Genomic DNA, 23,648 nt, shown 5'->3' on the forward strand with positions numbered 1-23,648 from the left:
GTTCTCGGGGTCGCCGCCGCCTTCACCGCCGCCGCCACCCTCACCACCACCATGACCACCACCGCCACTGGGGCGATTGGTGTTCTCCGGGTCACCGCCACCCTCACCACCGCCGCCGCCACCCTCACCACCACCATGACCACCGCCACCACTGGGACGGTTGCTGTTCTCGGGGTCGCCGCCGCCTTCACCGCCGCCGCCACCCTCACCACCACCATGACCACCACCGCCACTGGGGCGATTGGTGTTCTCCGGGTCACCACCGCCCTCACCACCGCCGCCTTCGCCGCCACCGCCGCCGTCCCCGCCGTCACGGTCGTAGATTCCGCCGTGACCGAAGTGACCGGCGTCCCCGCCGCCCTCCCCGCCGGCATGGCCGAAGCCGCCGTGGCCCCCGAGGTCGCCGAAACCGCCGTCGCCGAACCCACCGTCGCCGAAGCCGCCGGTGCCAAGACCGCCATCGCCGAATCCGCCGTCGGAACCGCCATCGAAGCCGCCGAAGCCCCCTTCGGTGCCGCCGAACCCGCCGTCGCCCCCGGCGCCGAAGCCGCCGAAGCCCCCCTCGGCGCCACCGCCGACATGGTCCCCGAATCCGCCGAGGTCCGAGCCCGGGCCCTCGCTTCCATACTCGCCGAACCCTCCGAAGTCACCGAAGTTGCCGACCTGGTCCGGCTCGCCGACCACTGCGGCCGGGGATCCGTCCAGCAGGGGGCCGCCGAGGAGGCTGTGGGCGCCGGTGGCGGCCGTGTCCAGGCCGCCGGCGCCTTCCTGGCCCTCGGCGGGACCCGACAGGTCGTAGCCCTGGTCGGCGGAGGCCGGGGCACCAGCATCGTGGTCGCCGGAGACCTGCTCCGCCGGGACGGCGTGGGTCGTGTAGGCCTCGTGCGTCACCGCGGCCTGGCGGTCGGCCGGGACGGCGTGGTCAGCCGTGATGTCGTGATGCGTCAGCGCATGCGCCGCGCTTCCGAAGAACAGGGACGACTTGGACAGCCGTGGGTCGAGTGCGGCCGGTCCCCCGTCGGTGCCGGACTCGACGCGGAGGGAGCGGAGTTCGGCGACCTGGGCGGGCGACAGGCCGAGTCTTCGCGCCACCTCGCCGGTGTCGCCGTCGAGTTCGGCGCGGAAGGCCGGGTCGACGGCCAGGCGGGTCAGGGCAGCACGATATGCGTCGTCGGTCATGGTTCGGTCTCCGTCGGTCTGCGGGCACTGATGCCGATCGCGGCGGAGCCGAGGATCCCCCCTGGTCGGCGGCACCTGCCATTTCCGGCCATCCCCGCCGATACCTGCAGGAGACGTTATAGAGCCTTGGCATGGGCGGCGCAAGAGCAGCGAGCAGGGCGGTTGACGGGTGCCGGGCACGCAGCCGCCCTTCGCATCCACCGATCAAATATGGCCACCGGCCTGCCGACGAAATATCGAACAGCCGGAGCCGGCCCTCGTCGGCCCTCCCGGTCTCCCCGGCGGAAGCGATCGACACACTCCGCGGTGGCCCAAGCGGGGACGGTTGTGCCCGCATTCGGTGCCTAGGAGGAACGGCTCCGGGCAGGGTGGTACGTGATGAGGTCAGGCCAGGGGTTGAGCGACGAGCTGGATGACTTCTGCGGGACCTGCTCGGAACGCCGGACTGGCCGCATCGGCTTCGATCATGTGTGGGGTGGCATCGTGCGCGGCCAGTGCGTCCTTCGACGACCATCGCTCGATGAGAACGAAGCGGTCGGGCTCGTCGCTCACCTGGTGCATGTCGTATTGCAGGCATCCCGGCTCGGCGCGCACGATCGGCGCCAGACGCTCGAACGCAGCGATCTGTTCCTGGCCGCGGCCCGGAAGCGCAGTGATGAGGATGACGAGTTGTATCGGCTGTGACATGCGCTGCAGCGAAGTCTACCCAAGGGGTATCCCGCAACCGCTGGTCACGGGGTGAGACGATCTCGGTGGGTCACGATGGCGAACTCATCGAGGCGGCGCCGCCACGCGAGGTGCACGGCACTGTCGAGCAGCGGCCAGGCACCGCTTGCCAGCAGCGCGGCAAACTCACTCCACCCCTGATCACGCAGGGCGTTGTAGGTGAAGATCGGCGCCGCCACGTTCAGCGCGATGGTGAGGACCCAGCCACCTACAGCGCTGCCCCGGGATCGGGCAGGCGGCAGGGGGCGTTCCTCCACCTGCGGCGCCCGCACATCCGACATGCCCAGGTCGGCAGCCCAGTTCGAGGCGCAGGCTCGGCCTGTCGGTGGCCGAGCAGCGGTGGCGGACAAGCTCGGGGCGCCGCCGTTCGAGACCGGAACGGCCTAGCCGGAACAAGCCTGACGGCAGGCCATCATGCGGCCTTCACCGTGATGTCTCCACTGGATGTGCTCAGGTCCAAGGCGTACTTGGCGGACGGGTCGGTGGGTACGGAGATGTGACGGCTGCCGTTCCTGATGTCGGTGGATACCTGATAGGGACCGGTCGGCGCCGTGACGGTGACGTTGCCGCTGGAGGTCTTCACCCACGCGTCCTGGGCCATCGCCGGGCTGATGGAGACCGGCCCGTTGGACGTCTCAGCGCTCACCCCGCCGCCCTTCAGACCCTTCGCATCGACCTGGCCGTTCGAGGTGCGCAGGTTGACCGGACCAGTGGCGCCGTCCACGGTCACGTCCCCGTTACTGGTGGACACCTTCACCTCGCCCACGGCGGACAGGTCCACCTCTCCGTTCGTCGTCGAGCCGGTCACCGGCACGCTCGCCGGCATGTCGACCGTGTAGTTCACCGAGCAGTCGTGACCGCAGCCGGCGAGCACCAGGACGCCGTTCTCGACACGGTAGGTCGGCGATTCCGGCTTGTCGTCCTGGTAGTCGACCTTGCGGTGGACCGACACGGTCGTGGCGCCCTCGGCGCCGCGTACCTCGACCCCGCCGTCCTCGTTGTCGAGTCGTACCGAAGTGATCTTGTCCGAGACGGTGTGGTCATCCTCGAAGGTCTTGTCGTCAAGCGCATCGCAAGCACCGAGCACTCCTGCCGCGATCGCGGTCACGGACGCAGCCGCGAGAAAGCGGAGCCGCTGGAAACCCTCGGTGAGCCCCGACATGGGGCTACCCCCCCCACATGTGCCTGCGATTTGCCGGCAGGGTGGTCGTGGCACTCCGGCGTCTCACGTGGTCGCGTAATGGAGTGAGCAGCTCATAGCCCATGGTGTCAGGCCTGAGCCGCCGGCGCCTTCGGCAGAAGGAAGACGACAATGCCCGCGATGACAGCGATGACGAACACCCCGAAGGACGCGGCGGAGAAGGCGTGACCTGCGGCGGCAACCCTGCCGACTGTCGAGGGATGGAAGGAGCCGAAGAAGACGGCTCCGACAACGGCAACGCCCAGCGCTCCGCCACACTGCTGGGCCGTGGACAATACCCCTGACGCGACGCCGGCCGACTCCGGCTTGACACGGCTGAGCACCGTGTTGAGCGCCGGCGTGATGACCAGTCCGCCACCGACGCTCTGCAGAATGAGCGTGGGGATCACGAGCAGCGGAGTGATCCGCGGGCCGGACACCAGCAAGAGGCCGGTCGCCAGGTAACCGCTCGCCAGGATGACCGCCCCGATCTCGAGGACACGTCGTCCGTATTTCGGGATGGTCCGGCTCGCCACCATGCTGAACACGAAGAATGCGGTGGCTGCCGGCGCGTAGACCAGGCCCGCGCCGAGCGCCGACATGTTGAGGCCTTGCTGCATCGTCACCGACAAGGCCAGGTAGTACGAGTAGATCAGCGCGTACAGGGCGAGGACGAGAATGATCCCGAGCGAGAACGAGCGCTGCCTGAAAAGCGTCAGCGGTACCAGTGGATCCCCGCCCCGCCGTTCCAGGCCCCGCTCGACCGCGACGAACAAGCCGAACGCGACCGCGCTGCCCGCGAAGCAGGCCCAGACCCACCCTGGCCAGCCTGCCTGCTGCCCCTGGATCAGCGGGAGCACCAGGAGGAAGAGGGCCGCGCTGAGCACCAGGACGCCGGGGATGTCCAGCTTGCGGGTGGCGGCTGAGCCTGTCTTTGGCACGTACCGCACGGCGAGCAGGAACAGGACGATTCCGATCGGCACGTTCACCCAGAACACCAGACGCCAGCCGGAGTCGAACAGGTCGGCGCCGATCAGCAGTCCGCCGATGAGCTGTCCGCCGATGGTGGCCATACCCATGACGATGCCGAGCACGCCGTATACGTTGTGCCGCCTCGGCGCCGGCACCAGCACCGTGACGTACGCGAACACCTGGGGAACCATCAGGGCGGCTCCTAGGCCCTGGATGACACGCGCGGCGATGAGGCTGCCCGCGTCCGGTGACAGCGCGCAAGCGAATGATGACAGAGTGAACAGGGCCACCCCGAGAAGGAAAATCCGCTTGCGGCCGTACAGGTCAGCCAGGCGAGTAGCGGTAATGATGAAGACCGCGTAACTCAGCTGATAACCCGCCAGAACCCACTGGACATCGCCGGTGGATGCATGCAGGTCCGCCACGATCGAGGGGTCGGCGACCACGACGATGAACGAGTCAAGGACGGCCATGAACAGGGCGGACAAGACGATGGATATCGTCATCCACGGGATAGCGTCAGCTTTCTCGGCCACTATCGGCGGGATAGCTGATTGCTGACTACTTGCCACGATGAGATACCTCTTTATCGTCTGGGTTCGGCAATGCGTGAACCCGGGAAGCTCGGCCAGCGCGTTTCGCTAGGCGGCGGTCAGGACCGGGCGAGGATTACGCCGATGTGGTGCGTCCCAGGGAACCAGCCAGCTACTGGCCAGCTACTCGTATTCGGAAGCCGGCCCGCGCACGATCTCGTTGACCGCGGCAATGCACTCCGAGCACCCTGGGATCACCACACGATGACGTTCCATCAGTCGATGGTGAGCACCAGCTTTCCCGTGGCCCTCCCGGTTTCACCGAGTTCGTGGGCCTTGGCGGCGTCCGCCAGCGGGAAGACGGCGTCGACGTGGACCTTCAGCTTGCCGGTCTCGACCAACTCCGTGATGGCCAACAGCGCTCGCCGGTCGGGCTCGACCAGCATGAAGCCCGAGCGGATGGAGCGCGCGGCCGCGGCCGAGGCGAGCGCCTCGGTCTCGCGGGCCGGGAGGGTGATCAACGTGCCGCCGTTCCGCAGCACCGACAGCGAGCGCTCCTGGTAGTCCCCGACGATCGGGTCGATCACCACATCCACATCGGAGACCACCGAGGCGAAGTCGACCGCTGTGTAGTCGATCACCTCGTCCGCACCCAGCTCCCGCACGAACTCGTGCTTGCCCGCGCTGGCCGTGCCGATGACGTACGCGCCGTACGCCTTGGCGATCTGCACCGCCAGGTGCCCCACCCCACCTGCCGCGGCGTGCACCAGGACTCGCTGCCCCTCCTGCAGGTCCGCCATGTCCATCAGGGCCTGCCAGGCCGTGAGCGCGGCCAGCGGCAGGGCCGCCGCCTGCACATGGTCGAGTCCGGCCGGCTTGGGGGCGAAGTGGCGTGCCGGAGCGGCCACGTACTGCGCATAGCCGCCGACCATCCGCGGGAAGCCCGGCATGCCGTACACCTCGTCGCCCGGCCGGAAGAGCGTCACGCCGAGGCCGACGGCCTCCACCACACCCGAGACGTCCCACCCCACGATGCCGTCACCGGGGACGAACAGGACACCGGCCGTCCGGGTCTTCCAGTCCACCGGGTTGACGCCGGCCGCGCGCACCCGGACCAGGATCTCCGCCGGACCGGGTATCGGCCGCTCCCGTTCCACGACCTTCAGGACCTCCGGCCCGCCCGGCTCTTCGAAGGCCACGGCCACCATCTTCTCCGCCATCCGGATTCACTCCCCAACTCGTTCGCGGTTGATCAACAGCCTGCTGCCACCCGGCAACCGAAAACGAGTGGCCAGATTGCCAATGAGTGAGAGAATCCGGCCATGCAGCAGGCCATGCACCGCGTCGTCGTCCTCGCCCTCCCCGGCGTCTTCCCTTACGAACTCGGCATCCCCGCCAAGGCCTTCGGCCTCGCCTACGGCCCGCACGGCGACCGGCTCTACGAGGTGCTCACCTGCACCCCGGACGGTCGGACGGTGCGCACCAGCGAGGACTTCTCGATCGCCGTCGAGCACGACGCGAGCGTGATCGCCACCGCCGACACCCTGATCGTGGCGGCCATCGACGATCCGATCGGCGGCAGCGACCCGCTTCCCAAGCCGGTCGCCGCCGCGCTGGCCCAACTCCGGCCCGGTACCCGCGTGGTGTCGATCTGCACGGCCTCCTTCGTCCTCGCTGCCGCCGGGCTGCTCGACGGCCGGCCCGCCACCACGCACTGGATTCACGCCGAGCGCTTCCGCGAGCTGTACCCGCGCACCCCGCTCGATCCCGACGTGCTCTACGTGGACGACGGCGACGTGCTCACCTCGGCCGGCGCCGCCGCCGGGATGGACCTCTGCCTGCACCTGATCCGCCACGACCACGGCAGCGAGATCGCCAATCAGGTCGCCCGCCTATGTGTCGTTCCGCCATGGCGTGACGGCGGACAGGCCCAGTACATTGCCCGGCCCGTCCCCGATGTGACCGGCAGCGACACCGCCGGGGCCCGCGAGTGGGCCCTCCGGCAGCTCCACCAGCCCATCAAGCTCGCCCAGTTGGCCACCCAGGCGGGCATGAGCGTGCGCACCTTCAGCCGTCGTTTCCGCGCCGAGACCGGCCAGACCCCCGGCCAGTGGCTCACCTCCCAGCGGCTCGAACTCGCCCGCAGGCTGCTGGAGTCCAGCGATCTGCCGGTGGACCGGGTCGCCGAGCACGCCGGGTTCGGCAGCGCCTCCTCGCTGCGCCAGCACCTGGCCGCCGCAATCGGCGTCTCACCCGCCGTGTACCGGCGTACCTTCCAGGGCCGGAACCACGACCGGACCGGCCGTCAGCCGCTGAGCGCCACAGGCTGATGCGGGGCGACATCCCGCCCACGCCGCCTCGGCCTGCCCTCTGGCTGACCGCGCATCGGCGCCGCCATCGCCCTGGCCCGGCCGACCCCGGCCGACAGCCTGGACCAGGCCGCTACCAGCGCACCGCGGTGAAGTCGATGGGCCGGGGCCGGAGTTCGCGGGTGTGTGCCGCGAGCCGCCGCAGTCGCCGGGCCATGTCGTCGGCGGGGAGGCGCTGGCGGTCGCCGTGGCCCGGCAGCAGCCACTCGAAGCGCAGCCGGTCGACGGTCCGTGCCAGCGAGTCGGCCAACTCGGTGATGGAGTACCAGGTGACGGTCTCGGCCACCACGATGTCCTGTGCCGTTCGCGACCAGTAGAAGCTGTCGCCGCTGAAGCAGTACCGCTCGTCGGCGACGTAGAGCACGCTGCCCAGTGTGTGGCCGGGCAGGGGGTAGGCGATCACTCCTTCGGCGATCTCGGCGGGGTCGGTGCCCCGAAGGACATGGTCGGCGTCCGGGGCGGTATCGAGGTCGCCCTCGTGGATCCACAGCCGGGCACCGAAGCGGTCGGCGTAGCGCCGGCCGTGCGCGGCATGGTCGCGGTGAGTGAGCAGGACATCGGTGACGGCGCCCGGCTTCTCGAAGCGGGCGGCCAGCGCGTCGCTCCAGCGCGGGGTGTCCACCATCATCGCGGTGCCGTCGGGGCGGCGTAACAGGTAGGAGTTGGCGCCGGCGGTGTGCGTGGAGTTGTGTCCGCACAGGTGCACGGTGTCGTCCAGGACCATCGGGAAGGGGTCCTGTCCCGCGTCCAGCCGTCCGCCGGGGGGACGGATCGAGCGGGTGGGGCAGGCATGCGCGGCGGCGTGGAGCAGCTCCTGCTCGGCCCGGTCGCGGGGCTGGCGCAGGACGGCCGAGCGGCCTTCCACCTCAGCGATCAGGCCGGGCGCGAGCTGCCGTGCGACATCGCAGTTTGTGCATCGCTCATCCACATACCAGCCGTCCTGTAACCGTTCGTCACTCATGGCCCGTTCCTCCCCGCAGCGCGTCCGACATCGGGCTTCTCGGTCTCCAGAGGTAGTCCACGCCTCGCGGATAAGGGAAGGGGGCCCGGATCTTGTGTTTGCGGCAGCGCACTGCTCAGAGCGGCCAGTCCCAGAGTTTGAAAACGACATCCGTTGCCAGTAGTGCTCGAGGTCCGTACCGGCCGGCCGGATCCTGTGGCCCTGTCGCGGCGCCCTACCGCCTCGGCGAGGTCACCGCCTCGGATCCGGGCCCTCGGCGCCCAGTGCCCAGGCGCCGTAGGCCGCTCCGGCGGTCTCGAAGGAGAAGATCACGTGAGACGCGGCGGTGTTGACGTCCCGCCAGAACCGCTGCACGGGGTCGGACTCGAAATGGCCCGTCGTCCCCGTGCCGCGGAACAGCCGTTCGACGGCCGACACGGACAGTTCGACGGCCTGCGCGAAGTCCCGTGGCCCGCGGACCGCAGCCTCGCCGTCCTCGGTCCGCTCGATGCCGTCGGCGACCCGTGCGGCCCGCTGGACGAGGAGTTCGGCAGCGTCCACCTCGGCTGCCGAGCGGGCCAGGTCGATCTGCACCGACGGCTTCTCACGCAGCGGGGCACCGCGCCGGTCGGTCCGGCGGATGCTCTGCTCCGCCGCGGCGCGCACCGTACCCCGCGCGGCGCCCACCACAGGGACGGCGAGCGGCAGGGCGTTGACGGCGTTCACGGGGACCGTGTGGCACCGCGCCTCGGAGGCCGTCGCCCGGCCCGCGTTGATGTCGAACCGCGACAGGGTCAGTGCCTCCGGTACGAAGGCGTCGTCGAGGACCATGGTGTCGCTGCCGGTTCCGCGCATGCCCAGTGTGAACCAGGTGTCCTTCACGGTGATGTCCGCCCGCGGCACCGCGAAGAACCGCACCTCGCCCCGCCCGTCGGGGCCCGCCTTGCCGGGTACGGCGGAGCAGGCGAAGACCCAGTCGGCGAACCGCACCCCGCTGATGTACTTCCACTCACCGCTGAGCCGCCAGCCACCCGAGACGCGCTCCGCCTTCCCGGCCGGCATGAGCGCGCCGGCCATCAGAGCGTCCGGCCCGTCGGCCCAGAGCACCGCCTGTCCCTCCAGGGGCAGGAACGCCCCGTACCGGGCGGCGTACGCGGACAGCGAGGCGGCCCAGGCCGCCGAGGCGCAGCCCTCGCCGACCAGGGTCACGGCCGAGGTCATGTCGACGAAACGGCCTTCCGTACCGCCGAAGGCCGCGGGCACGAAGTGCCGGGCGAACCCGGCCTCCCGCACCGCCTCGACCACCTCGGGCGCAAGCCGCCGGGCGGCCTCCGTCTCCTCGCTGCACCGCGCCGCGATCTGCGCCACGCGCGGAGCCGCGGCGACGACCGCCGCCGCGCTCGACCTCTCGGCCAGGATCGTCGCTGTGCTGTCGCTGAGCATATCTTCGCCACCTCCACTGGGATGGCCGCAGTCTCTCCGGCGAAGCCCCTGACGGGCCGCTCCCAAGCCGGGACCGGCCTGCCAATCACCCGACCGGCTTCAATCGGCCTGTCGGTCGGCCGCGCCGTCGCTTCCCGCACCACGCGGGGCGCCGCGAGGCCGTGCTCCCCGCGGGTGCGCGGGGCGCGGTACGGCCGCGTGTCCCAACTCACCGTCCGAATGCCGGAAGTGCCGCACCGCGCCCCGCGGCGGCCCCTTAGGGTGGCTCCTGCAGCTGGTTCGCCCCGTCAGCCAGGCGGCAGGCGTCGTAAGAGGGAACCCGGTGGGAATCCGGGACTGCCCCGCAGCGGTGAGCGGGAACGACCGCCGTCATACGCACTGGGCCGAGAGGGCCTGGGAAGCGACGGCCAGTAGGTGTCCTCGCCTTGGTACAAGGCATGGGCGTGCCCGTGAGTCCGAAGACCTGCCAACTGCCCGTGTGCGGGACGACTCGTGCGCGGACATCCCGGTGACCTCGAGGGCGGGTCGGCGTAGCCAACCGAGCGGACGGCCGTGGGCCGTTGCCGTCCGGTCCGTCACCCCTTCGCGCTCTCGTCCCGTCTCCGGGATCTCAGGGATTCATCTCGCGAAGGAGATCTCCGTGACCAGCAAGTCCGCAGCCGCGGCAGCACGGGCCACCGTGTACGGCTACCCCCGCCAGGGTCGCGACCGGCAGCTGAAGAAGGCCATCGAGGGTTACTGGAAGGGCCGCGTCAGCGCCGACGCGCTGAGGTCCACCGCCGCCGGCCTGCGCCGCGGCACCTGGCGGCAACTGGCGGACGCCGGCGTCGACGAGGTGCCGACGGGCGACTTCTCGTACTACGACCATGTGCTCGACACCACCGTCATGCTCGGCGCGATCCCGGCACGCCACCGGGCGGCGGTCGCCGCGGATCCGCTCGCCGAGTACTTCGCCATGGCGCGCGGCACGCAGGATGTCGCGCCGCTGGAGATGACCAAGTGGTTCGACACCAACTACCACTATCTGGTACCCGAGTTGGGACCGGACACGGTGTTCACGGCCGACTCCGGCAAGCAGGTCGCCGAGTTGCGGGAGGCCCTAGCCGAGGGCCTGACCGCCCGGCCCGTCCTCGTCGGGCCCGTCACCTATCTGCTGCTGGCCAAACCCGCGCCCGGCGTGGCCGGTGACTTCGACCCGCTCACCCTGCTGGACCGGCTGCTGCCGGTGTACGGCGAGATCCTCGCCGACCTGCGCGCCGCCGGCGCCGAGTGGGTCCAGCTGGACGAGCCCGCGCTCGTGCAGGACCGTACCCCGGCCGAGCTGAACGCCGCCGCCCGCGCCTACCGCGACCTCGGAGCCCGCGCCGACCGGCCCAAGCTGCTGGTGGCCTCCTACTTCGACCGGCTCGGCGAGGCTCTGCCGATGCTGGCCAAGGCTCCGGTCGAGGGCCTGGCCCTGGACTTCACCGGTGCGGGCGCCGCCCATGTGGACGCCCTCGCCGCCGTCGGCGGGCTGCCCGGCAAGCGCCTGGTCGCCGGCGTCGTCGACGGCCGCAACATCTGGGCCGACGACCTGCGGCAGTCCCTCGCCACGCTCGGTACCCTGCTCGGCCTCGCGGACCGGGTCGATGTGTCGGCGTCCTGCTCCCTGCTGCACGTGCCGCTCGACGCCGCCCTGGAACGCGACATCGAGCCGCAGATCCTGCGCTGGCTCGCCTTCGCGCGGCAGAAGACCGCCGAGGTGGTCACCCTTGCCAAGGGGCTCACCCACGGCATCGACACGATCAGCGCCGAACTGGCCGCGAACCGCGCCGACCTGGCCTCCCGCGCCCGCTCCCCCCTCACCCACGATCCGGCCGTGCGGGCCCGGGCCGCCGCCGTCACCGGGGCGGACGCGCGCCGCTGCCAGCCGTACGCCGAGCGGGCGTCGGCCCAGCGCGCCCGTCTCGGTCTGCCGCTGCTGCCGACGACCACCATCGGTTCGTTTCCGCAGACCGCCGAAGTGCGCGCCGCGCGCGCCGACTTGCGCGCCGGGCGCATCGGCACGGGCGGCTACGAGGAGCGCATCGCGGCGGAGATCCGGGAGGTGATCTCCTTCCAGGAGAAGGCCGGACTGGATGTCCTGGTGCATGGTGAAGCCGAACGCAACGACATGGTCCAGTACTTCGCGGAGCAGCTCACCGGCTTCCTCACCACCCTGCACGGCTGGGTCCAGTCCTACGGCACCCGGTACGTCCGCCCGCCGATCCTCGCCGGTGACATCGCGCGGCCGGCGCCGATGACCGTGCGCTGGACGACGTACGCCCAGTCGCTCACGGACCGCCCGGTCAAGGGCATGCTCACCGGCCCCGTCACGATGCTCGCCTGGTCCTTCGTCCGCGACGACCAGCCCCTCGCCGAGACCGCCCGGCAGGTCGCCCTCGCCCTGCGCGACGAGGTGAACGACCTGGAGGCGGCGGGGACTTCGGTGATCCAGGTCGACGAGCCCGCGCTGCGCGAGACGCTGCCGCTGCGCGCCGCCGACCGCCCGGGCTATCTCGCCTGGGCCACCGAGGCGTTCCGGCTGACCACCGGTGGCGTCCGCCCGGACACCCAGATCCACACCCACATGTGCTACGCCGAGTTCGGTGACATCGTCCGGGCCATCGACGATCTCGACGCCGATGTCATCAGCCTGGAGGCCGCCCGCTCCCATATGCAGGTCGCCCGGGAACTGGCCGCCCACGGCTATCCGCGCGAGGCTGGGCCCGGTGTCTACGACATCCACTCCCCGCGTGTCCCCAGCCCACAGGAGGCGGCCGCGCTCCTGCGCACCGGTCTGCGGGCGATCCCCGCCGAACGGCTGTGGGTCAACCCCGACTGCGGCCTGAAGACCCGCGGCTGGCCGGAGACCCGCGCCTCGCTGGAGAACCTGGTCGCGGCCGCCCGCACCGTACGAGCCGAGCTGTAGCGGTAGCGCACCACCCGTCCGGCCCGGTCCGGGAGCGAGCCCGGCTCACTCCCGGACCGGGCCGCGCCGCGAGGGTCAGTCCGTGTGCTCGGCGGGACCGAGCAGCCGGTGGAAGTCGGCGCGGCCCTCTGTGCGATGCTCGGCCAGCAGCCGCAGCGCGCGTGGGGTCCCGCCGTTCTCGAAGGCGGTGACGATGCGGTCGTGCTCGGCGAGGATCGCCTCGGCCCGCGCGGATTCACCGGCGGCCGCGGCGCGTCGGTAGGACAGGGCGCGGTGCGGCTCCAGCGCTTCCCACAGCTGCCTGACGAAGCGCAGCAGCCAGTCGTTGTCGCACCGGTCGAGCAGGGCGAAGTGGAAGCTCCGGTTGGCGGCGATCACGCCCGGCGCGTCGGCGGCGGCCGTGGCGGCGCGCTGGGCGTCCACGGCGGCGCGCATCGCCGTGATGTCCTCGGGCCGTAGCCGGGCCGCCGCGTTCGCCTCGGCCTCGCTCTCCAGCAGTTCCCTGATCCGGAAGATGCCGTCGACGCTGCGCGGGGTCAGTTCCGTGACGGTGTACCCGCGTTGCGGGACGTAGGTGACGATCCCCTCTCCGGCCAGGGTCTTCAGGGCCTCCCGGACCGGGATGACGCTCAGTCCCAGCTCTTCCGCCGCGGCCGTCTGCCGGATCTGGGTGCCGGGAGCCAGATCCCCGCGGACGATCGCGTCCCGCAGTTCCGCCAGGGCCACGGCCTCGGCGGTGCGGGGAAGAGAGGTGCGCTTCAGAGCCATGGCGTCATGCTACCGGCGCACTCGACAAAACTAGATGTTATAAATTCTAATATGAGCGACGCTGAGACCGCTCCGGCCCTGCTCCGAGCCGTACGACGTTGGAGGTGAGCGCGGTGTCCGCACCGACGCCTACGACCACCCGCCCGCCCACCGATCCCGCCGGACCCACCGGGCGGCTCGCCACCTGGCTGGCCACGACCACGCTGGAACAGATCCCCGCGCCCGTGCGGCGACGGGCCGCGCATCTCGTCCTCGACGGCCTGGCCTGCGCGGTCGTCGGCGCGCAGCTGCCCTGGTCGCGTACGGCCGTGCGGGCCGTCCTCGCCATGGAGGGCGCCGGGGACGTCCCCCTGCTCGGCTGGGGACGCACCACCAGCGCTCCCGCGGCCGCCGTCCTCAACGGCACCTTCATCCAGGGCTTCGAGCTGGACGACTACTTTCCGGCCGCCCCGCTGCACTGCGCCTCGCTGGTGCTGCCCGCCCTGCTGTCCACCGCCACCCTGAACCCCTCTGTCAGCGGGGCGGAGTTCCTGCGGGCCACCGTCCTGGGGTGCGAGACCGGCACCCGGGTCGGCCTCGCGCTGCACGGCCCCGAGATGCTCTCGCGCGGCTGGCACTCCGGATCGGTCTTCGGCACACATGCCGCGGCCGCCGCCGCGGGAGCCCTGCGCGGCCTGGACGCGGCCGCCTTCGAGGACGCGCTCGGCCTCGCGGGCACCCAGTCGGCCGGCTTGATGGCGGCGCAGTACGAGGCGATGTCCAAGCGGATGCACCACGGGCTCGCCGCCCGCAACGGCTTCTACGCCGCAGGGCTCGCCCAGGCCGGATACACCGGCATCAAGCGGGTCTTCGAGCGCCCCTACGGCGGCTTCCTCTCCACCTTCGGCGAGGGCCACCACCCCGACGCCGCCCAGCTCACCGACGGCCTGGGCAAGACATGGAACACCGAGCGGATCGCCGTGAAGCTGCATGCGGCGATGGGCGGTCTGCACCCCGCCATCGACGCCGCGCTCGCCCTCTCCGCCCGGCACCGGCCGGCCCCCGACGACATCGAGGCCATCCGCATCGAGGTGCCGGACGCCATCCACCACCACGGCTGGTGGCCCCCCGAGCGACCGCTGACCACCATCGGCGCCCAGATGAACCTCGCCTACGCCACCGCAGTCGCCCTCCTGGACGGCCATGTACGGCCGGAACAGTTCACGCCCGCCCGCCTCGATGCCGACGACGTCTGGCAGCTGATCGGCCGGACCGAAGTGGCCCGGGTCGACGAACAGCAGGATCCCGGCTGGGACCGGCCCGGCTACAACACCCGCCTGACCGTGACCCTGCGCGGCGGCACGGTCTTCACCCGCGCCCTGAACCAGCCGCACGGCGGACCCGACGATCCGCTCGCCGACGACGAGATCCGCGAGAAGTACCGGGCGCTGACCGCACGCGTCATGGACGCCGGCCGCGCCGCCGAGATCGAGCGGATCGTCCTCGGCCTGGAGACACAACCCGACCTCGACCGCCTGGTGGACCTGCTGGCCGCACCCGTCCGCGGCGCCCTCGACTGACCACCGCACACCGCACACCGCACACGGAAGGAAGGTCCCCATGTCCGCACCCGCACAGGGCAGTTCGCTCGCGACCGCGCCCGGCACACCCGGCGGCCGGCTGCGCTCGCTGCTCGCCCGACCCGGCCTGATCACCGCCCCGGGCGTCTTCGACGGGCTCTCCGCCCAGCTCGTGGCACGCACGGGCTTCGACGCGGCCTATCTGACCGGCGCAGGCGTGTCCGTCGCCGGATTCGGCCTGCCCGACATCGGACTGCTCACCCAGACCGAGATGACCGACCGCGCCCGGATCGTGGCCGCCGCCCTGGACGGCATCCCCCTGATCGCGGACGCCGACACCGGCTACGGCGCCCCACTGAACGTGGCCCGCACCGTCCGCGAGTACGAGCGGGCCGGGGTCGCCGCCCTGCACCTGGAGGACCAGGCGTTCCCCAAGAGGTGCGGCCATCTGCCCGGCAAAGAGCTTGTCGGGGTACGGGAGTTCACCGACAGGCTCGACGCCGCGCTCCAGGCCCGCACCGACGACCTCGTGGTCATCGCGAGGACCGACGCCCGGGCACCGCTGGGTCTGGACGAGGCCATCGACCGGGCGGGCCGGTACGCCGCGGCGGGCGCCGACGTCGTCTTCGTCGAGGCACCGCGGAGCACCCAGGAGATCGAGAAGATCGCCGCCTCCGTCGACGCCCCGCTCCTGGTCAACATGGTCCAGGGCGGCCTCACCCCCGACACGGCGCCCGAGCGCCTCGCGGCGCTCGGCTACCGCATCGCCATCCACCCCGGCGCCCTGCTCGCCCCCTACGCCCTGCACGGGCTGGAGGCCCTGCGGCGTCTCGGCGGCACCCTGCCCGAGGTCGCTCCGGGACCGCAGGGCCTGTTCGAACTCGCCGGCCTGCGCGAATGGTCCGCGATCGGCGAACGCCACGACCACACCGAGGACGGTGTCTGATGGGCATGACCATGCTGGAGAAGATCCTCGCCCGCAAGGCGGGCCTTGATCAGGTGGGCGTCGGTGACACGGTGGTCTGCGACGTCGACATGACCGTCATGATCGACCTTCAGTTCGCCACCGGCTGGGTCCAGCCGCTGAAGATCAACGACCCGGACAAGGTCGCGGTCGTCATGGACCACGCCGTGCCCGCCCCGCACGTCCACGACGCGATCGGCGGCACCCACGCCCGCGCGTTCGCCCGCGCCTTCGGCATAGAGAAGTTCTACGACGTCGGCCGGCACGGCATCTGCCACCAGGTCATCGCCGAGAACGGCCTGGCCCGGCCGGGCGAGATCCTGGCCTGCACCGACTCCCACACCTGCGCGGGCGGCGCCTACAACACGGCCGCCCGGGGCCTCGGCCCGGCCGAGGTGTACGCGATCCTGTGCACCGGCAAGACCTGGTTCCAGGCCGCGCCCACCCTGCGCTACGAGTTCGTCGGCACCAAGCCCGCCGCCGTGTCCGGCAAGGACGTCTTCCTGTACATCGCCGGCACCTACGGCGACGCGACCAACCACAACCTGGAGTACGGCGGCCCAGGCCTGGCCTCGATCCCCATGAACGACCGGCGCACCATCGCCACCCAGGGCGCCGAGATCTCCGCCGACTTCTCCACGTTCCCCATCGACGACCTGGCCCGCGACTTCCTCGCCGGGCACGGCGCCGCCCCGGACACCTACGCACAGGCCGACCCCGACCCGGACGCCGCCTACGCCGCCGTACGCACCGTGGACCTGTCCGCGCTGGAGCCGTATGTCGCCCGGCCCGGCACCGTCAGCCGGAACGCACTGCCGGTCTCCCGGATCGAACACCGGCCGGTCGACCAGTGCTTCATCGGCTCCTGTGCCAACGGACAGCTAGAGGACCTGCGCATCGCCGCCGACGTCGTACGCGGCCGCAAGGTCGCTGCCGGTGTACGGCTGCTGGTCACCCCGGCCTCGCAGCAGGTCTACCAGGAGGCGCTGCGCGCCGGGTATCTGCAGGATCTCGCGGACGCCGGCGCCGTGATCACCAACTCCACCTGCGGGGCCTGCTTCGGCTACCACATGGGCCTGCTCGCCCCCGGCGAGGTCTGCCTGACCTCCTCCACCCGCAACTTCACCGGCCGCATGGGCAGTCCCGAAGCGGAGATCTACATGGCCTCGCCCGCCACGGTCGCCGCTTCGGCCCTGACCGGCCATGTCACCGACCCGCGAGAGGAGCTTCGCTGATGGACACGGTCGTCACCGGAAGGGTCTGGGTGGTCGGCGACTCGGTCACCACCGACGCCATGTACCCGGCGTTCGCCATGAAGCTGCCGGTCCCCGAAGCCGCACGGCACATCTTCTACGAGCTGCGCCCCGGCTGGACCGACGAGGTCTCCCCCGGCGACATCCTCGTCGCCGGACGGAACTTCGGCCTCGGCTCCTCCCGCCCGGTCGCCGCCCTCTTCCGTGAACTGGGCGTGGCCGCGCTGGTGGCCGAGGAGTTCAACTCGCTGTTCCTGCGCAACTGCGTCAACCACGGACTGCCCGCGCTGACGGTGCCCGGGGTGACGGGCGCATTCGCCGACGGGGACACCCTGCGCCTGGACTTCGCCGAGGGCTGGGCCGAGAACACGGGGTCCGGTGTCCGCCTCCGGGGCGGAGCGCTCCCCCCGCTGGTCCTGGACATCCTCGCCGCGGGCGGCATCCTGCCCAGACTCGCCCGCGAAGGCTATGTCCCCGTCCCGAACGGATCCGGGAACTGAGAGATGACGACACATCAGCAGATCGCGCCGGGCATCACCCGGATCGCGACGACCCCACAGGACAACGCCTTCCTCGTCGACGGCGACGACGGCTTCACACTCGTCGACGTCGGCTGGGCCAAAGCCCCCTCGGCCCTGCTGAACGCGGTGGCGGAACTGGGCCGCAAGCCGTCGGACATCCGTCGCGTCATCCTCACCCACGCCCACCCCGACCACGTCCAGGGCGCGGCCGGACTACGACGCCGTACGGGCGCGCGGATCCTCATCCACGACGCGGACCGGCCCTGGCTGGAAGCGGGCCGCGTCCCGCCCGAGGGCCGCTCCGGCCGCGCGGGGCGGCTGCTCGACCGCCTGCCCAAGCTGCACTGGGCCCCTTGCCCGGCCGACGGGACGGTCACCGACGGCGAGGTAGTGGACGGCTCGAACGGCCTGCGGGTCATCCACACGCCCGGTCATTCCCCCGGGCACATCGTCCTGCTCCACGAGCCCACCCGCACCGCCCTCATGGGCGATGCGGTCTTCCACCGCGGTGACCTGGCCCTGGGTCCGGCCGCCCTCGCCGCTGATCCGGCGCTGCGGATCGAGAGTCTCGCCAGGCTCCCCCACGACCTCAGGACGATCGGTTTCGCCCACGGCACGCCGCTGGCGGGAGCCGACACCGATGCCCTCCGCCGTTTCCTCCACACGTTGCCGGACGGTTCGCCCGGGCCTCTTCCAGAGCGCTCTGGCTGACGGTCCCATGCCCATCTCGCCGACGCCTTCGACCACACCGCGTCGCGGCGGGCAAGCACGTGCTCTGGCCGGTGATGTGACGGACCGGCGGCCGAGGTGCCGTACGAAACGCACTCGATCGGGATGGTGATCTGCAGCGGCGATGATCCGGCACGGCGCGCCCCGCGAGGTGCGTTCATGGGTCTCACCTCCTCGGGCGGGCAGTGTCCGGCTCAACGCCGGGAACGACCGACCTGTCGCATGATCTGCATCTCAGACCTGCTCTGTGACATGTTTCCTGCGCAAACGGCTGCCGAATGCAGGGGAATCCGCTGAGGGCCCGTACAACGGTCGGGTCGGACCAGGAGAGCGTCGAGCCGAAGTAGGAGACGACCATGACTGATCACGGTGCCGATCTGCTGATCCGGGCGGCCGCGGTGCACACGCTGGTGCCCGGCCAGGGGCCGCAGCGGGCTCTGGCGGTGCGGGGCGACCGCATCGTCGCCCTGTCAGCCGATCCGAAGGGCCTCGACGCGTGGGTGAGTACACGCACGCGGGTGCTCGATCTGCCCGGCGCCACGGTTCTGCCCGCGTTCGACGACACGCACACCCATCTGATCTTCGCCGGTCACAGCGCCCATGACGTACCGGTCCACCAGGCCCGCACCATCGCCGGGTTCCTGGACCTGATCCGGCAGCGGGCCGCGACGACGCCCGAGGGCCAGTGGATCCGGACGACCGCCAACTGGCAGGAACTCCACCTGGCGGAGCGCCGTATGCCGACCGCCGCCGAACTCGACCAGGCAACCGACCGGCATCCGGTCCTCGTCAGGCGCGGCGGCCACAACGACGTCGTCAACAGCTACGCCCTGCGCCTGGCGGGCATCACGGAGGACACACCCGTACCGGCCGGTGGCGTGATCGGCCGGGACGCCGACGGCCGGCTCAACGGCCGGCTCATCGACAACGCCCTGGGCCTGGTGGAGCGGCTCGTCCCGGAGCAGAGCCGGGCTCAGCGCATCGAAGGGCTCCGGCTGGCCAGCGGCCGGTACGCCGCCACGGGGATCGGCACCGTGCGCGACTGCGCCGTCTCCCCCGACGACTACGCCGTCCTGCTGGCGGCCCGCGAGGCCGGCGCGCTGGGCACCAGGGTGCGCGCACTGGTCTCCGCGCTCGGTCTGAACAGCACCGCCCAGGTGGAGGACCTGCTCGACGCCATGGAGGACTGGCGCTACGGCGACGCCGATCCGGGGCTGCGCGTGTGGGGGGTGAAGTTCGGGCTCGACGGCGGGCTGGAGGCCGGGGCCACGGAGGAGCCCTACGCCTGCGACCACGCCTTCTCCGGCACCCTGATGTGGGAGCCCGACGCGCTGGCCGAGGCCGTGGAAGCCGTGGTCCGGCGGGGTTGGCGGGTGGGCACCCACGCCTACGGCGACCGTGCCGTACGCCTCCTCCTCGATGTCTACGAGCGGGTGCTGCGCAACCATCCCGGCCTGCCGGCGGGCACTCTCGTCATGGAACACGGCGGTCTGGCCGGTCCCGAGCAGCAGGCCCGCGCCGTCGCGCTGGGCATCCCCGTCACCATCCAGCAGCCGCTGCTGCACGACACCGCCGACGTCGAGCGGGAGTTCTGGGGGCCGGAGCGTGTCGCCGCGCTGTTCCCGGCCCGGGGGTGGCTGGACCGGGGCGCGCTGGTCGCCGCCGGCTCCGACTACCCCGTCGGGCAGTTCGGCGCCATGCGCTCGGTCTGGGGCATGACCACCCGGCAGACCGTGATCGGCGTCCAGGGCCCCGAGCACTCCATCACCCACGACGAGGCCGTGGCCCTGCACACCACCCGGGCCGCGCGTCTGCTGGGCGAGGAACACCTGCGCGGCACCCTCACCCCCGGCCGCCTCGCCGACCTCACCGTCTGGCCCCAAGATCCCGCCCGCTGCCCGAGCGACGCCCTGCGCGACCTCAACCCCACCCACACCGTCCTCGGCGGCCGCCTCGTCCACGGCCCGGAAGCCACCGCCTGACCCACGCGGGCCGCAGCGCTCGGGGGTGTTTCGGATTGCGCTCGTGGGGGTGGCCGCTCATGGTCGGAGGGTGAGCCTGTCCTCCCCGCTGCGCCGGTCCGACGGCCCCCGCGAGACCGGACGCGGTCGGGTGGAGGGTCCCCCGGGCGTTCTCACGGCGCTCGCCGTCTTCGCGGCCGTGCGTCTCGCCGGGGTCGCCTTGGTCATGGTGGTCGACGCGATCGCCGGCCGCCCGTTCGGGAAGAGCCTGGCCCATGCGTGGGACTCGGTCTGGTATCTGCACATCGCCGAGCACGGGTACGGCAGCCGGCTGCGCATCACCGCCGCGGGCGCGGTCCAGACCGACTGGGCGTTCTTTCCGCTGTATCCGGGGCTCATCCGGGCGCTCAGGCTCTTACTTCCCGTCAGCGCGGGGCAGGCCGGGCTGCTGATCGCCTGGAGTTGTGCGGTGATCGCCGCGTACGGGATCTACACGCTCGGCCATCACCTGTACGGGCGGCGGGTGGCCACCGCTCTCGTGGCCCTGTGGGCGGTACTGCCGCAATCGGTCGTCCTCACTCTGGCCTACACCGAACCGCTGTTCACCGCGTGTGCCGTGTGGTCCCTGTACGCCGTGCTGCGCCGCCGCTGGCTGGCCGCGGGCTCGCTGGCGATGCTGGCCGGCCTCGCCCGGCCGAACGGCATCGCCGCCGCCGCGGCCGTCGCCGCCGCGGCCGTGTACGAGGTCGTACGGCGGCGTGCCCGCGTGTCCCCGGCACTCCTCGCCGGGACACTGCTCAGCCCGCTGGGCTGGGCGGGCTATGTGCTGTGGGTGGGACGGCGGACCGGTGACCTGTTCCATGGCTACCTCGACGTGCAGAGTGCCTGGAACTCACGCCTGGATCTCGCGGCCGGGCCGCTGCGTCTCCTGGAGTCGATGCCCCGGCAGGGCGACGGGGCGACCTACCCGATGGCCGTGGTCGTCGTCGCGGCGGGCATCGTGTCGTTCTGCCTGCTGTGCCTGGACCGCGCCCCGCTGCCGCTGGTGGTCTTCGCGGGTGTCCTGCTCCTGTCGGTGGTCGCGGTGTCCGGCCCCTTCTCCTCCAGGCCGCGCTTCCTCCTCCCCGCGTTCCCCCTGCTCATCCCGCCGGCCCGGGCCCTCGTACAGGCATGGCGCACGGGCCCGTCGTTCCGAGCCCGCCTGCTGTGCGGCGGCCTCACCACCGTGTCCCTGCTCTACGGCACCTACCTGGCGACCCTCGCGACCAAGCCTCTGTGAGGCCCGCGTCGTCAGCCGTCCCCGGGCTGTTCGTCCCAGGTGGCGGTGCGTTCGCGGGCCACATCGCGCAGCAGGCCGAGGAACACCTCGACCAGCGGGGTGAGCGTCGTGTCGGACTGAGTCACCGCGTGGATCTCTCGGTGCAGCGGCGGCCGGTCCAGCTCGCGGTGCGTGGTGCCGGGGATGCCGGTGAGGGCCAGGCGGGAGACCAGGGCCACGCCGCTGCCCGCGCCGACGAGGGCCTGGGCGACGTCGAAGGACTCGGTCTCGAACCGCACATGGGGCTTGAAGCCCTCCTCGCGGGCGGCCCGGTCGAGTTGTTCGCGCGCGGCGTGGCCCGCCACGATCGCGACCCACGCGTCATCGCGCAGCTGCCCCAGCCGCAGCGGGCTGCCCGGCGGTGTGGCGGCGGCGAGCGGATGGTCGTCGGGGAGCACCACGACCATGGGGTCGTGCAGCAGCCGGTGTCCGACGATGTGCGAGGGCAGCGGGGGCAAGGGGCGGCTCCAGGAGGCGACGACGGCCAGGTCCAGCCGGCCGGCGGCGATCTCGCCCAGTCCACGCTCCGACACCAGGTCGACCACGGACACGTCGGCGTCGGGATGGCGGTGGCGCAGCGCCGTCAGCGCCGGTGGCACCAGGTGCAGGGCGGCGGCCTGGAAGGCGCCGATCCGCAGCCGCAGGGACAGCTGGCCGAGGAGTATCCGCATGTCCGCGGCCGCCTGTTCGGCCGTCGCGGTCACGGTCCGCCCGTGCGCGGCGAGCAGCGCACCGGCCTCGGTGAGCAGCGCTCCGCGCGGCCCTCGCAGGACGAGGGGCACCTGCCACTCGCGCTCGGCCCTGGCGACCTGCTGGGTCACGGCGGCCGGTGTGAGCCGCAGGGCGTGGGCGGCCGCCGTGAGTGAGCCGTACTCCTCGATCAGGGCGAGCAGCCGAAGCCGGCCGGGGTCCACGGGCATGCAGTCATCTTAACGCTGCACCGAAGTCCCTTAACTTCTCTTAAATGACCTGGTCAGACAAGCTGGAGCGGCCCCGTCCGACCGTCCCGGAAGGCCGCCCAATGCCCACCCGTCTGCCCGCGTTCCTGATCACCACGTGGCTGCTCGCCATGCTCCCGGGGGCCGGTCAGGCCGTGATGATCCGCCAGGTGCTGGCCGGCGGCCTGCGTGCGGCCCGGGGCACCATCGTCGGCAACGCGACGGGGCTGCTGCTGTGGTCCGTGGCCGCGGCGGGCGGTCTGTCGGCGGTGCTGCTGGCCAGCCCCCGCGCCTACGCGGCGATACGGATCGCGGGCGGGATCGTGCTGGTCGCGCTCGGCGTACGGACGCTGATGGCCGTGCGCCGGTCGGCACCGAGCGCCGGGGAGGCGGGACCGGCTGCCGCCCCGGCTCCCGGCGCGGACCGGGCCGGCTTCCGCAGTGGCTGGACGATGGGGCTCGGTACCTGTCTCGGCAATCCCAAGGCCGGGGTGTTCGCGGTGTCGGTCCTGCCGCAGTTCGTCACGGGGACGGGGCCGGTGTTCCTGTCCAGTGCCGCGCTGGGCGGGGTCTGGGCCCTGGTGAACGCCTGCTGGTACCTGCTGTTCACCTGGCTCGTCCACCGGGGTCGAGCGCTCGTGACCAGGCCGGCGGTCGGCCGCGGGCTGGGGCTGGCCACCGGCGTGGTCCTGCTCGTGCTGGGCGTGGCGGTGGCGGCGGGCGTCTGACGCGGCCCCCGTGGGGGTCGGTGAGGACGGTCCTGGAGCTAGCCGTTGATGTCCAGGGCGGTGCCGTAGAGGCGTTCCACGTGCAGCCGGATGACGATCCGGCGCTCGGCGACCTGCTGGGCGAGGAAGGCGTCCTCGTCCTCCGGTTTCGCGGCCGGCGGGATCATCGCGAGCAGTTCCCGCCCGACCGCGTCTCCGGGCACCGTCGTGATGTCGGAGACCTCGGCGGACCCTTCGGCGACGGCGAACGACCATACGTCGCCGCCCTGTACGTGCAGCGCGGCCCGCGGATCGCGCCGCAGGTGCTTTCCCTTCACGCGGTCGGCGGTCGTGGACAGCCGCACGATGCGGGTCTCGGGGTCCCAGGTGTAGAGCATGGTGGTCAGGTGCGGGTGGCCGCTCTGCTTCACGGTGGCGAGCGTGCCGAACTGCTGCTTGGTGAGCAGGTCCGAGAGCGCTGCGTCGGACAGGGAGCGGGGCGCGGGTCCTTGAGTCATGCCGTGATCAATTCCCGTCGACGGGACACTATTCCGGGCCGCCTCCCCGTCATGGCTCCGGTCGGGCGGACGGGCCCGGTCTCCCGGACGATGCGGGTGGTCGACGCGGTGTGTGCGAAC

Annotated in this window: 21 protein-coding genes and 1 riboswitch; of the genes, 10 read left to right on the plus strand and 11 right to left on the minus strand. The window is 71.7% G+C overall.

Annotated elements, in window-relative coordinates:
* The 6 genes from AB0L75_RS19160 to AB0L75_RS19185 form a co-directional block, all read right to left on the minus strand.
* The coding region (locus tag AB0L75_RS19160) for a hypothetical protein (RefSeq protein ID WP_365182214.1) at positions 1 to 1,179 on the minus strand (1,179 nt) is incomplete at its 3' end.
* A gap of 384 nt (positions 1,180 to 1,563) precedes the next feature.
* Positions 1,564 to 1,866 (minus strand): putative quinol monooxygenase, encoded by a 303-nt coding sequence (locus AB0L75_RS19165; protein WP_365182215.1) that lies wholly within the window; start codon positions 1,864 to 1,866, stop codon positions 1,564 to 1,566.
* A 44-nt stretch (positions 1,867 to 1,910) separates the two neighbouring features.
* Positions 1,911 to 2,186, minus strand: a complete 276-nt coding sequence (locus tag AB0L75_RS19170; protein WP_365182216.1) for a hypothetical protein — start codon at positions 2,184 to 2,186, stop codon at positions 1,911 to 1,913.
* A 131-nt stretch (positions 2,187 to 2,317) separates the two neighbouring features.
* Entirely contained in the window at positions 2,318 to 3,067 is a 750-nt protein-coding gene (locus tag AB0L75_RS19175; protein ID WP_365182218.1) for a DUF4097 family beta strand repeat-containing protein, read from the minus strand.
* 107 nt (positions 3,068 to 3,174) lie between these two features.
* On the minus strand, positions 3,175 to 4,563 hold the full coding sequence (locus tag AB0L75_RS19180) for an MFS transporter (RefSeq protein ID WP_365182219.1): 1,389 nt from the start codon (positions 4,561 to 4,563) through the stop codon (positions 3,175 to 3,177).
* A 302-nt stretch (positions 4,564 to 4,865) separates the two neighbouring features.
* Positions 4,866 to 5,810, minus strand: coding sequence for an NADP-dependent oxidoreductase (locus AB0L75_RS19185; RefSeq protein ID WP_365182221.1), 945 nt, complete (start codon positions 5,808 to 5,810; stop codon positions 4,866 to 4,868).
* Between the two features lie 102 nt (positions 5,811 to 5,912).
* Between AB0L75_RS19185 and AB0L75_RS19190 the strand changes: the two genes are divergently transcribed.
* A complete protein-coding gene (locus AB0L75_RS19190; RefSeq protein ID WP_365182222.1) occupies positions 5,913 to 6,920 on the plus strand; it encodes a helix-turn-helix domain-containing protein in 1,008 nt (335 codons plus the stop codon).
* Between the two features lie 112 nt (positions 6,921 to 7,032).
* Here the strand turns inward: AB0L75_RS19190 and AB0L75_RS19195 are convergent, their stop codons facing one another.
* Entirely contained in the window at positions 7,033 to 7,920 is an 888-nt protein-coding gene (locus AB0L75_RS19195) for a ferredoxin (protein ID WP_365182224.1), read from the minus strand.
* 231 nt (positions 7,921 to 8,151) lie between these two features.
* Complete coding sequence (locus AB0L75_RS19200) at positions 8,152 to 9,342, minus strand: acyl-CoA dehydrogenase family protein (RefSeq protein ID WP_365182226.1); 1,191 nt, start codon at positions 9,340 to 9,342, stop codon at positions 8,152 to 8,154.
* A 258-nt stretch (positions 9,343 to 9,600) separates the two neighbouring features.
* A riboswitch (cobalamin riboswitch) is annotated at positions 9,601 to 9,828 on the plus strand.
* A 154-nt stretch (positions 9,829 to 9,982) separates the two neighbouring features.
* Here AB0L75_RS19200 and metE point away from each other — a divergent pair.
* Positions 9,983 to 12,292 (plus strand): 5-methyltetrahydropteroyltriglutamate--homocysteine S-methyltransferase, encoded by a 2,310-nt coding sequence (gene metE, locus AB0L75_RS19205; protein ID WP_365182228.1) that lies wholly within the window; start codon positions 9,983 to 9,985, stop codon positions 12,290 to 12,292.
* A gap of 75 nt (positions 12,293 to 12,367) precedes the next feature.
* Here the strand turns inward: metE and AB0L75_RS19210 are convergent, their stop codons facing one another.
* A complete protein-coding gene (locus AB0L75_RS19210; RefSeq protein WP_365182230.1) occupies positions 12,368 to 13,060 on the minus strand; it encodes a GntR family transcriptional regulator in 693 nt (230 codons plus the stop codon).
* 113 nt (positions 13,061 to 13,173) lie between these two features.
* Between AB0L75_RS19210 and AB0L75_RS19215 the strand changes: the two genes are divergently transcribed.
* The 7 genes from AB0L75_RS19215 to AB0L75_RS19245 all read left to right on the plus strand — a co-directional run bounded on the left by AB0L75_RS19215 (position 13,174) and on the right by AB0L75_RS19245 (position 21,326).
* Entirely contained in the window at positions 13,174 to 14,619 is a 1,446-nt protein-coding gene (locus AB0L75_RS19215) for an MmgE/PrpD family protein (RefSeq protein ID WP_365182231.1), read from the plus strand.
* A 40-nt stretch (positions 14,620 to 14,659) separates the two neighbouring features.
* A complete protein-coding gene (locus AB0L75_RS19220; protein ID WP_365182233.1) occupies positions 14,660 to 15,565 on the plus strand; it encodes an isocitrate lyase/PEP mutase family protein in 906 nt (301 codons plus the stop codon).
* On the plus strand, positions 15,565 to 16,818 hold the full coding sequence (locus AB0L75_RS19225) for an aconitase/3-isopropylmalate dehydratase large subunit family protein (RefSeq protein ID WP_365182234.1): 1,254 nt from the start codon (positions 15,565 to 15,567) through the stop codon (positions 16,816 to 16,818). Before AB0L75_RS19220 ends, AB0L75_RS19225 begins: the two co-directional genes overlap by 1 nt.
* Positions 16,818 to 17,336 (plus strand): 3-isopropylmalate dehydratase, encoded by a 519-nt coding sequence (locus AB0L75_RS19230; RefSeq protein WP_365182236.1) that lies wholly within the window; start codon positions 16,818 to 16,820, stop codon positions 17,334 to 17,336. Before AB0L75_RS19225 ends, AB0L75_RS19230 begins: the two co-directional genes overlap by 1 nt.
* Positions 17,337 to 17,339: 3 nt before the next feature.
* Positions 17,340 to 18,068 carry an MBL fold metallo-hydrolase gene (locus AB0L75_RS19235; RefSeq protein ID WP_365182238.1) on the plus strand — a complete coding sequence of 243 codons (729 nt, stop codon included), beginning with the start codon at positions 17,340 to 17,342 and terminating at the stop codon, positions 18,066 to 18,068.
* 374 nt (positions 18,069 to 18,442) lie between these two features.
* Complete coding sequence (locus tag AB0L75_RS19240) at positions 18,443 to 20,068, plus strand: amidohydrolase (RefSeq protein ID WP_365182240.1); 1,626 nt, start codon at positions 18,443 to 18,445, stop codon at positions 20,066 to 20,068.
* 70 nt (positions 20,069 to 20,138) lie between these two features.
* Positions 20,139 to 21,326: a mannosyltransferase family protein gene (locus tag AB0L75_RS19245; RefSeq protein ID WP_365182242.1), complete on the plus strand. Its 1,188-nt coding sequence runs from the start codon at positions 20,139 to 20,141 to the stop codon at positions 21,324 to 21,326.
* A gap of 11 nt (positions 21,327 to 21,337) precedes the next feature.
* Here the strand turns inward: AB0L75_RS19245 and AB0L75_RS19250 are convergent, their stop codons facing one another.
* Positions 21,338 to 22,285 (minus strand): LysR family transcriptional regulator, encoded by a 948-nt coding sequence (locus AB0L75_RS19250; protein WP_365182244.1) that lies wholly within the window; start codon positions 22,283 to 22,285, stop codon positions 21,338 to 21,340.
* Between the two features lie 44 nt (positions 22,286 to 22,329).
* Between AB0L75_RS19250 and AB0L75_RS19255 the strand changes: the two genes are divergently transcribed.
* Complete coding sequence (locus tag AB0L75_RS19255; RefSeq protein WP_365182246.1) at positions 22,330 to 23,031, plus strand: LysE family translocator; 702 nt, start codon at positions 22,330 to 22,332, stop codon at positions 23,029 to 23,031.
* Positions 23,032 to 23,069: 38 nt separating this feature from the next.
* Here AB0L75_RS19255 and AB0L75_RS19260 read toward each other — a convergent pair whose 3' ends face one another.
* Complete coding sequence (locus tag AB0L75_RS19260) at positions 23,070 to 23,528, minus strand: PPOX class F420-dependent oxidoreductase (protein ID WP_365182248.1); 459 nt, start codon at positions 23,526 to 23,528, stop codon at positions 23,070 to 23,072.
* Positions 23,529 to 23,648: the final 120 nt, after the last annotated feature.

This window comes from Streptomyces sp. NPDC052101, from assembly GCF_040680235.1.
Taxonomy (GTDB): domain Bacteria; phylum Actinomycetota; class Actinomycetes; order Streptomycetales; family Streptomycetaceae; genus Streptomyces.

Coding starts and splice junctions, on each gene's coding strand:
- AB0L75_RS19165 (WP_365182215.1), bottom strand. CDS start 1,866: ATGTCACAGCCGATACAACTCGTCATCCTCATCACTGCGCTTCCGGGC.
- AB0L75_RS19170 (WP_365182216.1), bottom strand. CDS start 2,186: ATGTCGGATGTGCGGGCGCCGCAGGTGGAGGAACGCCCCCTGCCGCCT.
- AB0L75_RS19175 (WP_365182218.1), bottom strand. CDS start 3,067: ATGTCGGGGCTCACCGAGGGTTTCCAGCGGCTCCGCTTTCTCGCGGCT.
- AB0L75_RS19180 (WP_365182219.1), bottom strand. CDS start 4,563: ATGACGATATCCATCGTCTTGTCCGCCCTGTTCATGGCCGTCCTTGAC.
- AB0L75_RS19185 (WP_365182221.1), bottom strand. CDS start 5,810: ATGGCGGAGAAGATGGTGGCCGTGGCCTTCGAAGAGCCGGGCGGGCCG.
- AB0L75_RS19190 (WP_365182222.1), top strand. CDS start 5,913: ATGCAGCAGGCCATGCACCGCGTCGTCGTCCTCGCCCTCCCCGGCGTC.
- AB0L75_RS19195 (WP_365182224.1), bottom strand. CDS start 7,920: ATGAGTGACGAACGGTTACAGGACGGCTGGTATGTGGATGAGCGATGC.
- AB0L75_RS19200 (WP_365182226.1), bottom strand. CDS start 9,342: ATGCTCAGCGACAGCACAGCGACGATCCTGGCCGAGAGGTCGAGCGCG.
- AB0L75_RS19210 (WP_365182230.1), bottom strand. CDS start 13,060: ATGGCTCTGAAGCGCACCTCTCTTCCCCGCACCGCCGAGGCCGTGGCC.
- AB0L75_RS19220 (WP_365182233.1), top strand. CDS start 14,660: ATGTCCGCACCCGCACAGGGCAGTTCGCTCGCGACCGCGCCCGGCACA.
- AB0L75_RS19225 (WP_365182234.1), top strand. CDS start 15,565: ATGGGCATGACCATGCTGGAGAAGATCCTCGCCCGCAAGGCGGGCCTT.
- AB0L75_RS19230 (WP_365182236.1), top strand. CDS start 16,818: ATGGACACGGTCGTCACCGGAAGGGTCTGGGTGGTCGGCGACTCGGTC.
- AB0L75_RS19235 (WP_365182238.1), top strand. CDS start 17,340: ATGACGACACATCAGCAGATCGCGCCGGGCATCACCCGGATCGCGACG.
- AB0L75_RS19240 (WP_365182240.1), top strand. CDS start 18,443: ATGACTGATCACGGTGCCGATCTGCTGATCCGGGCGGCCGCGGTGCAC.
- AB0L75_RS19250 (WP_365182244.1), bottom strand. CDS start 22,285: ATGCCCGTGGACCCCGGCCGGCTTCGGCTGCTCGCCCTGATCGAGGAG.
- AB0L75_RS19255 (WP_365182246.1), top strand. CDS start 22,330: ATGACCTGGTCAGACAAGCTGGAGCGGCCCCGTCCGACCGTCCCGGAA.
- AB0L75_RS19260 (WP_365182248.1), bottom strand. CDS start 23,528: ATGACTCAAGGACCCGCGCCCCGCTCCCTGTCCGACGCAGCGCTCTCG.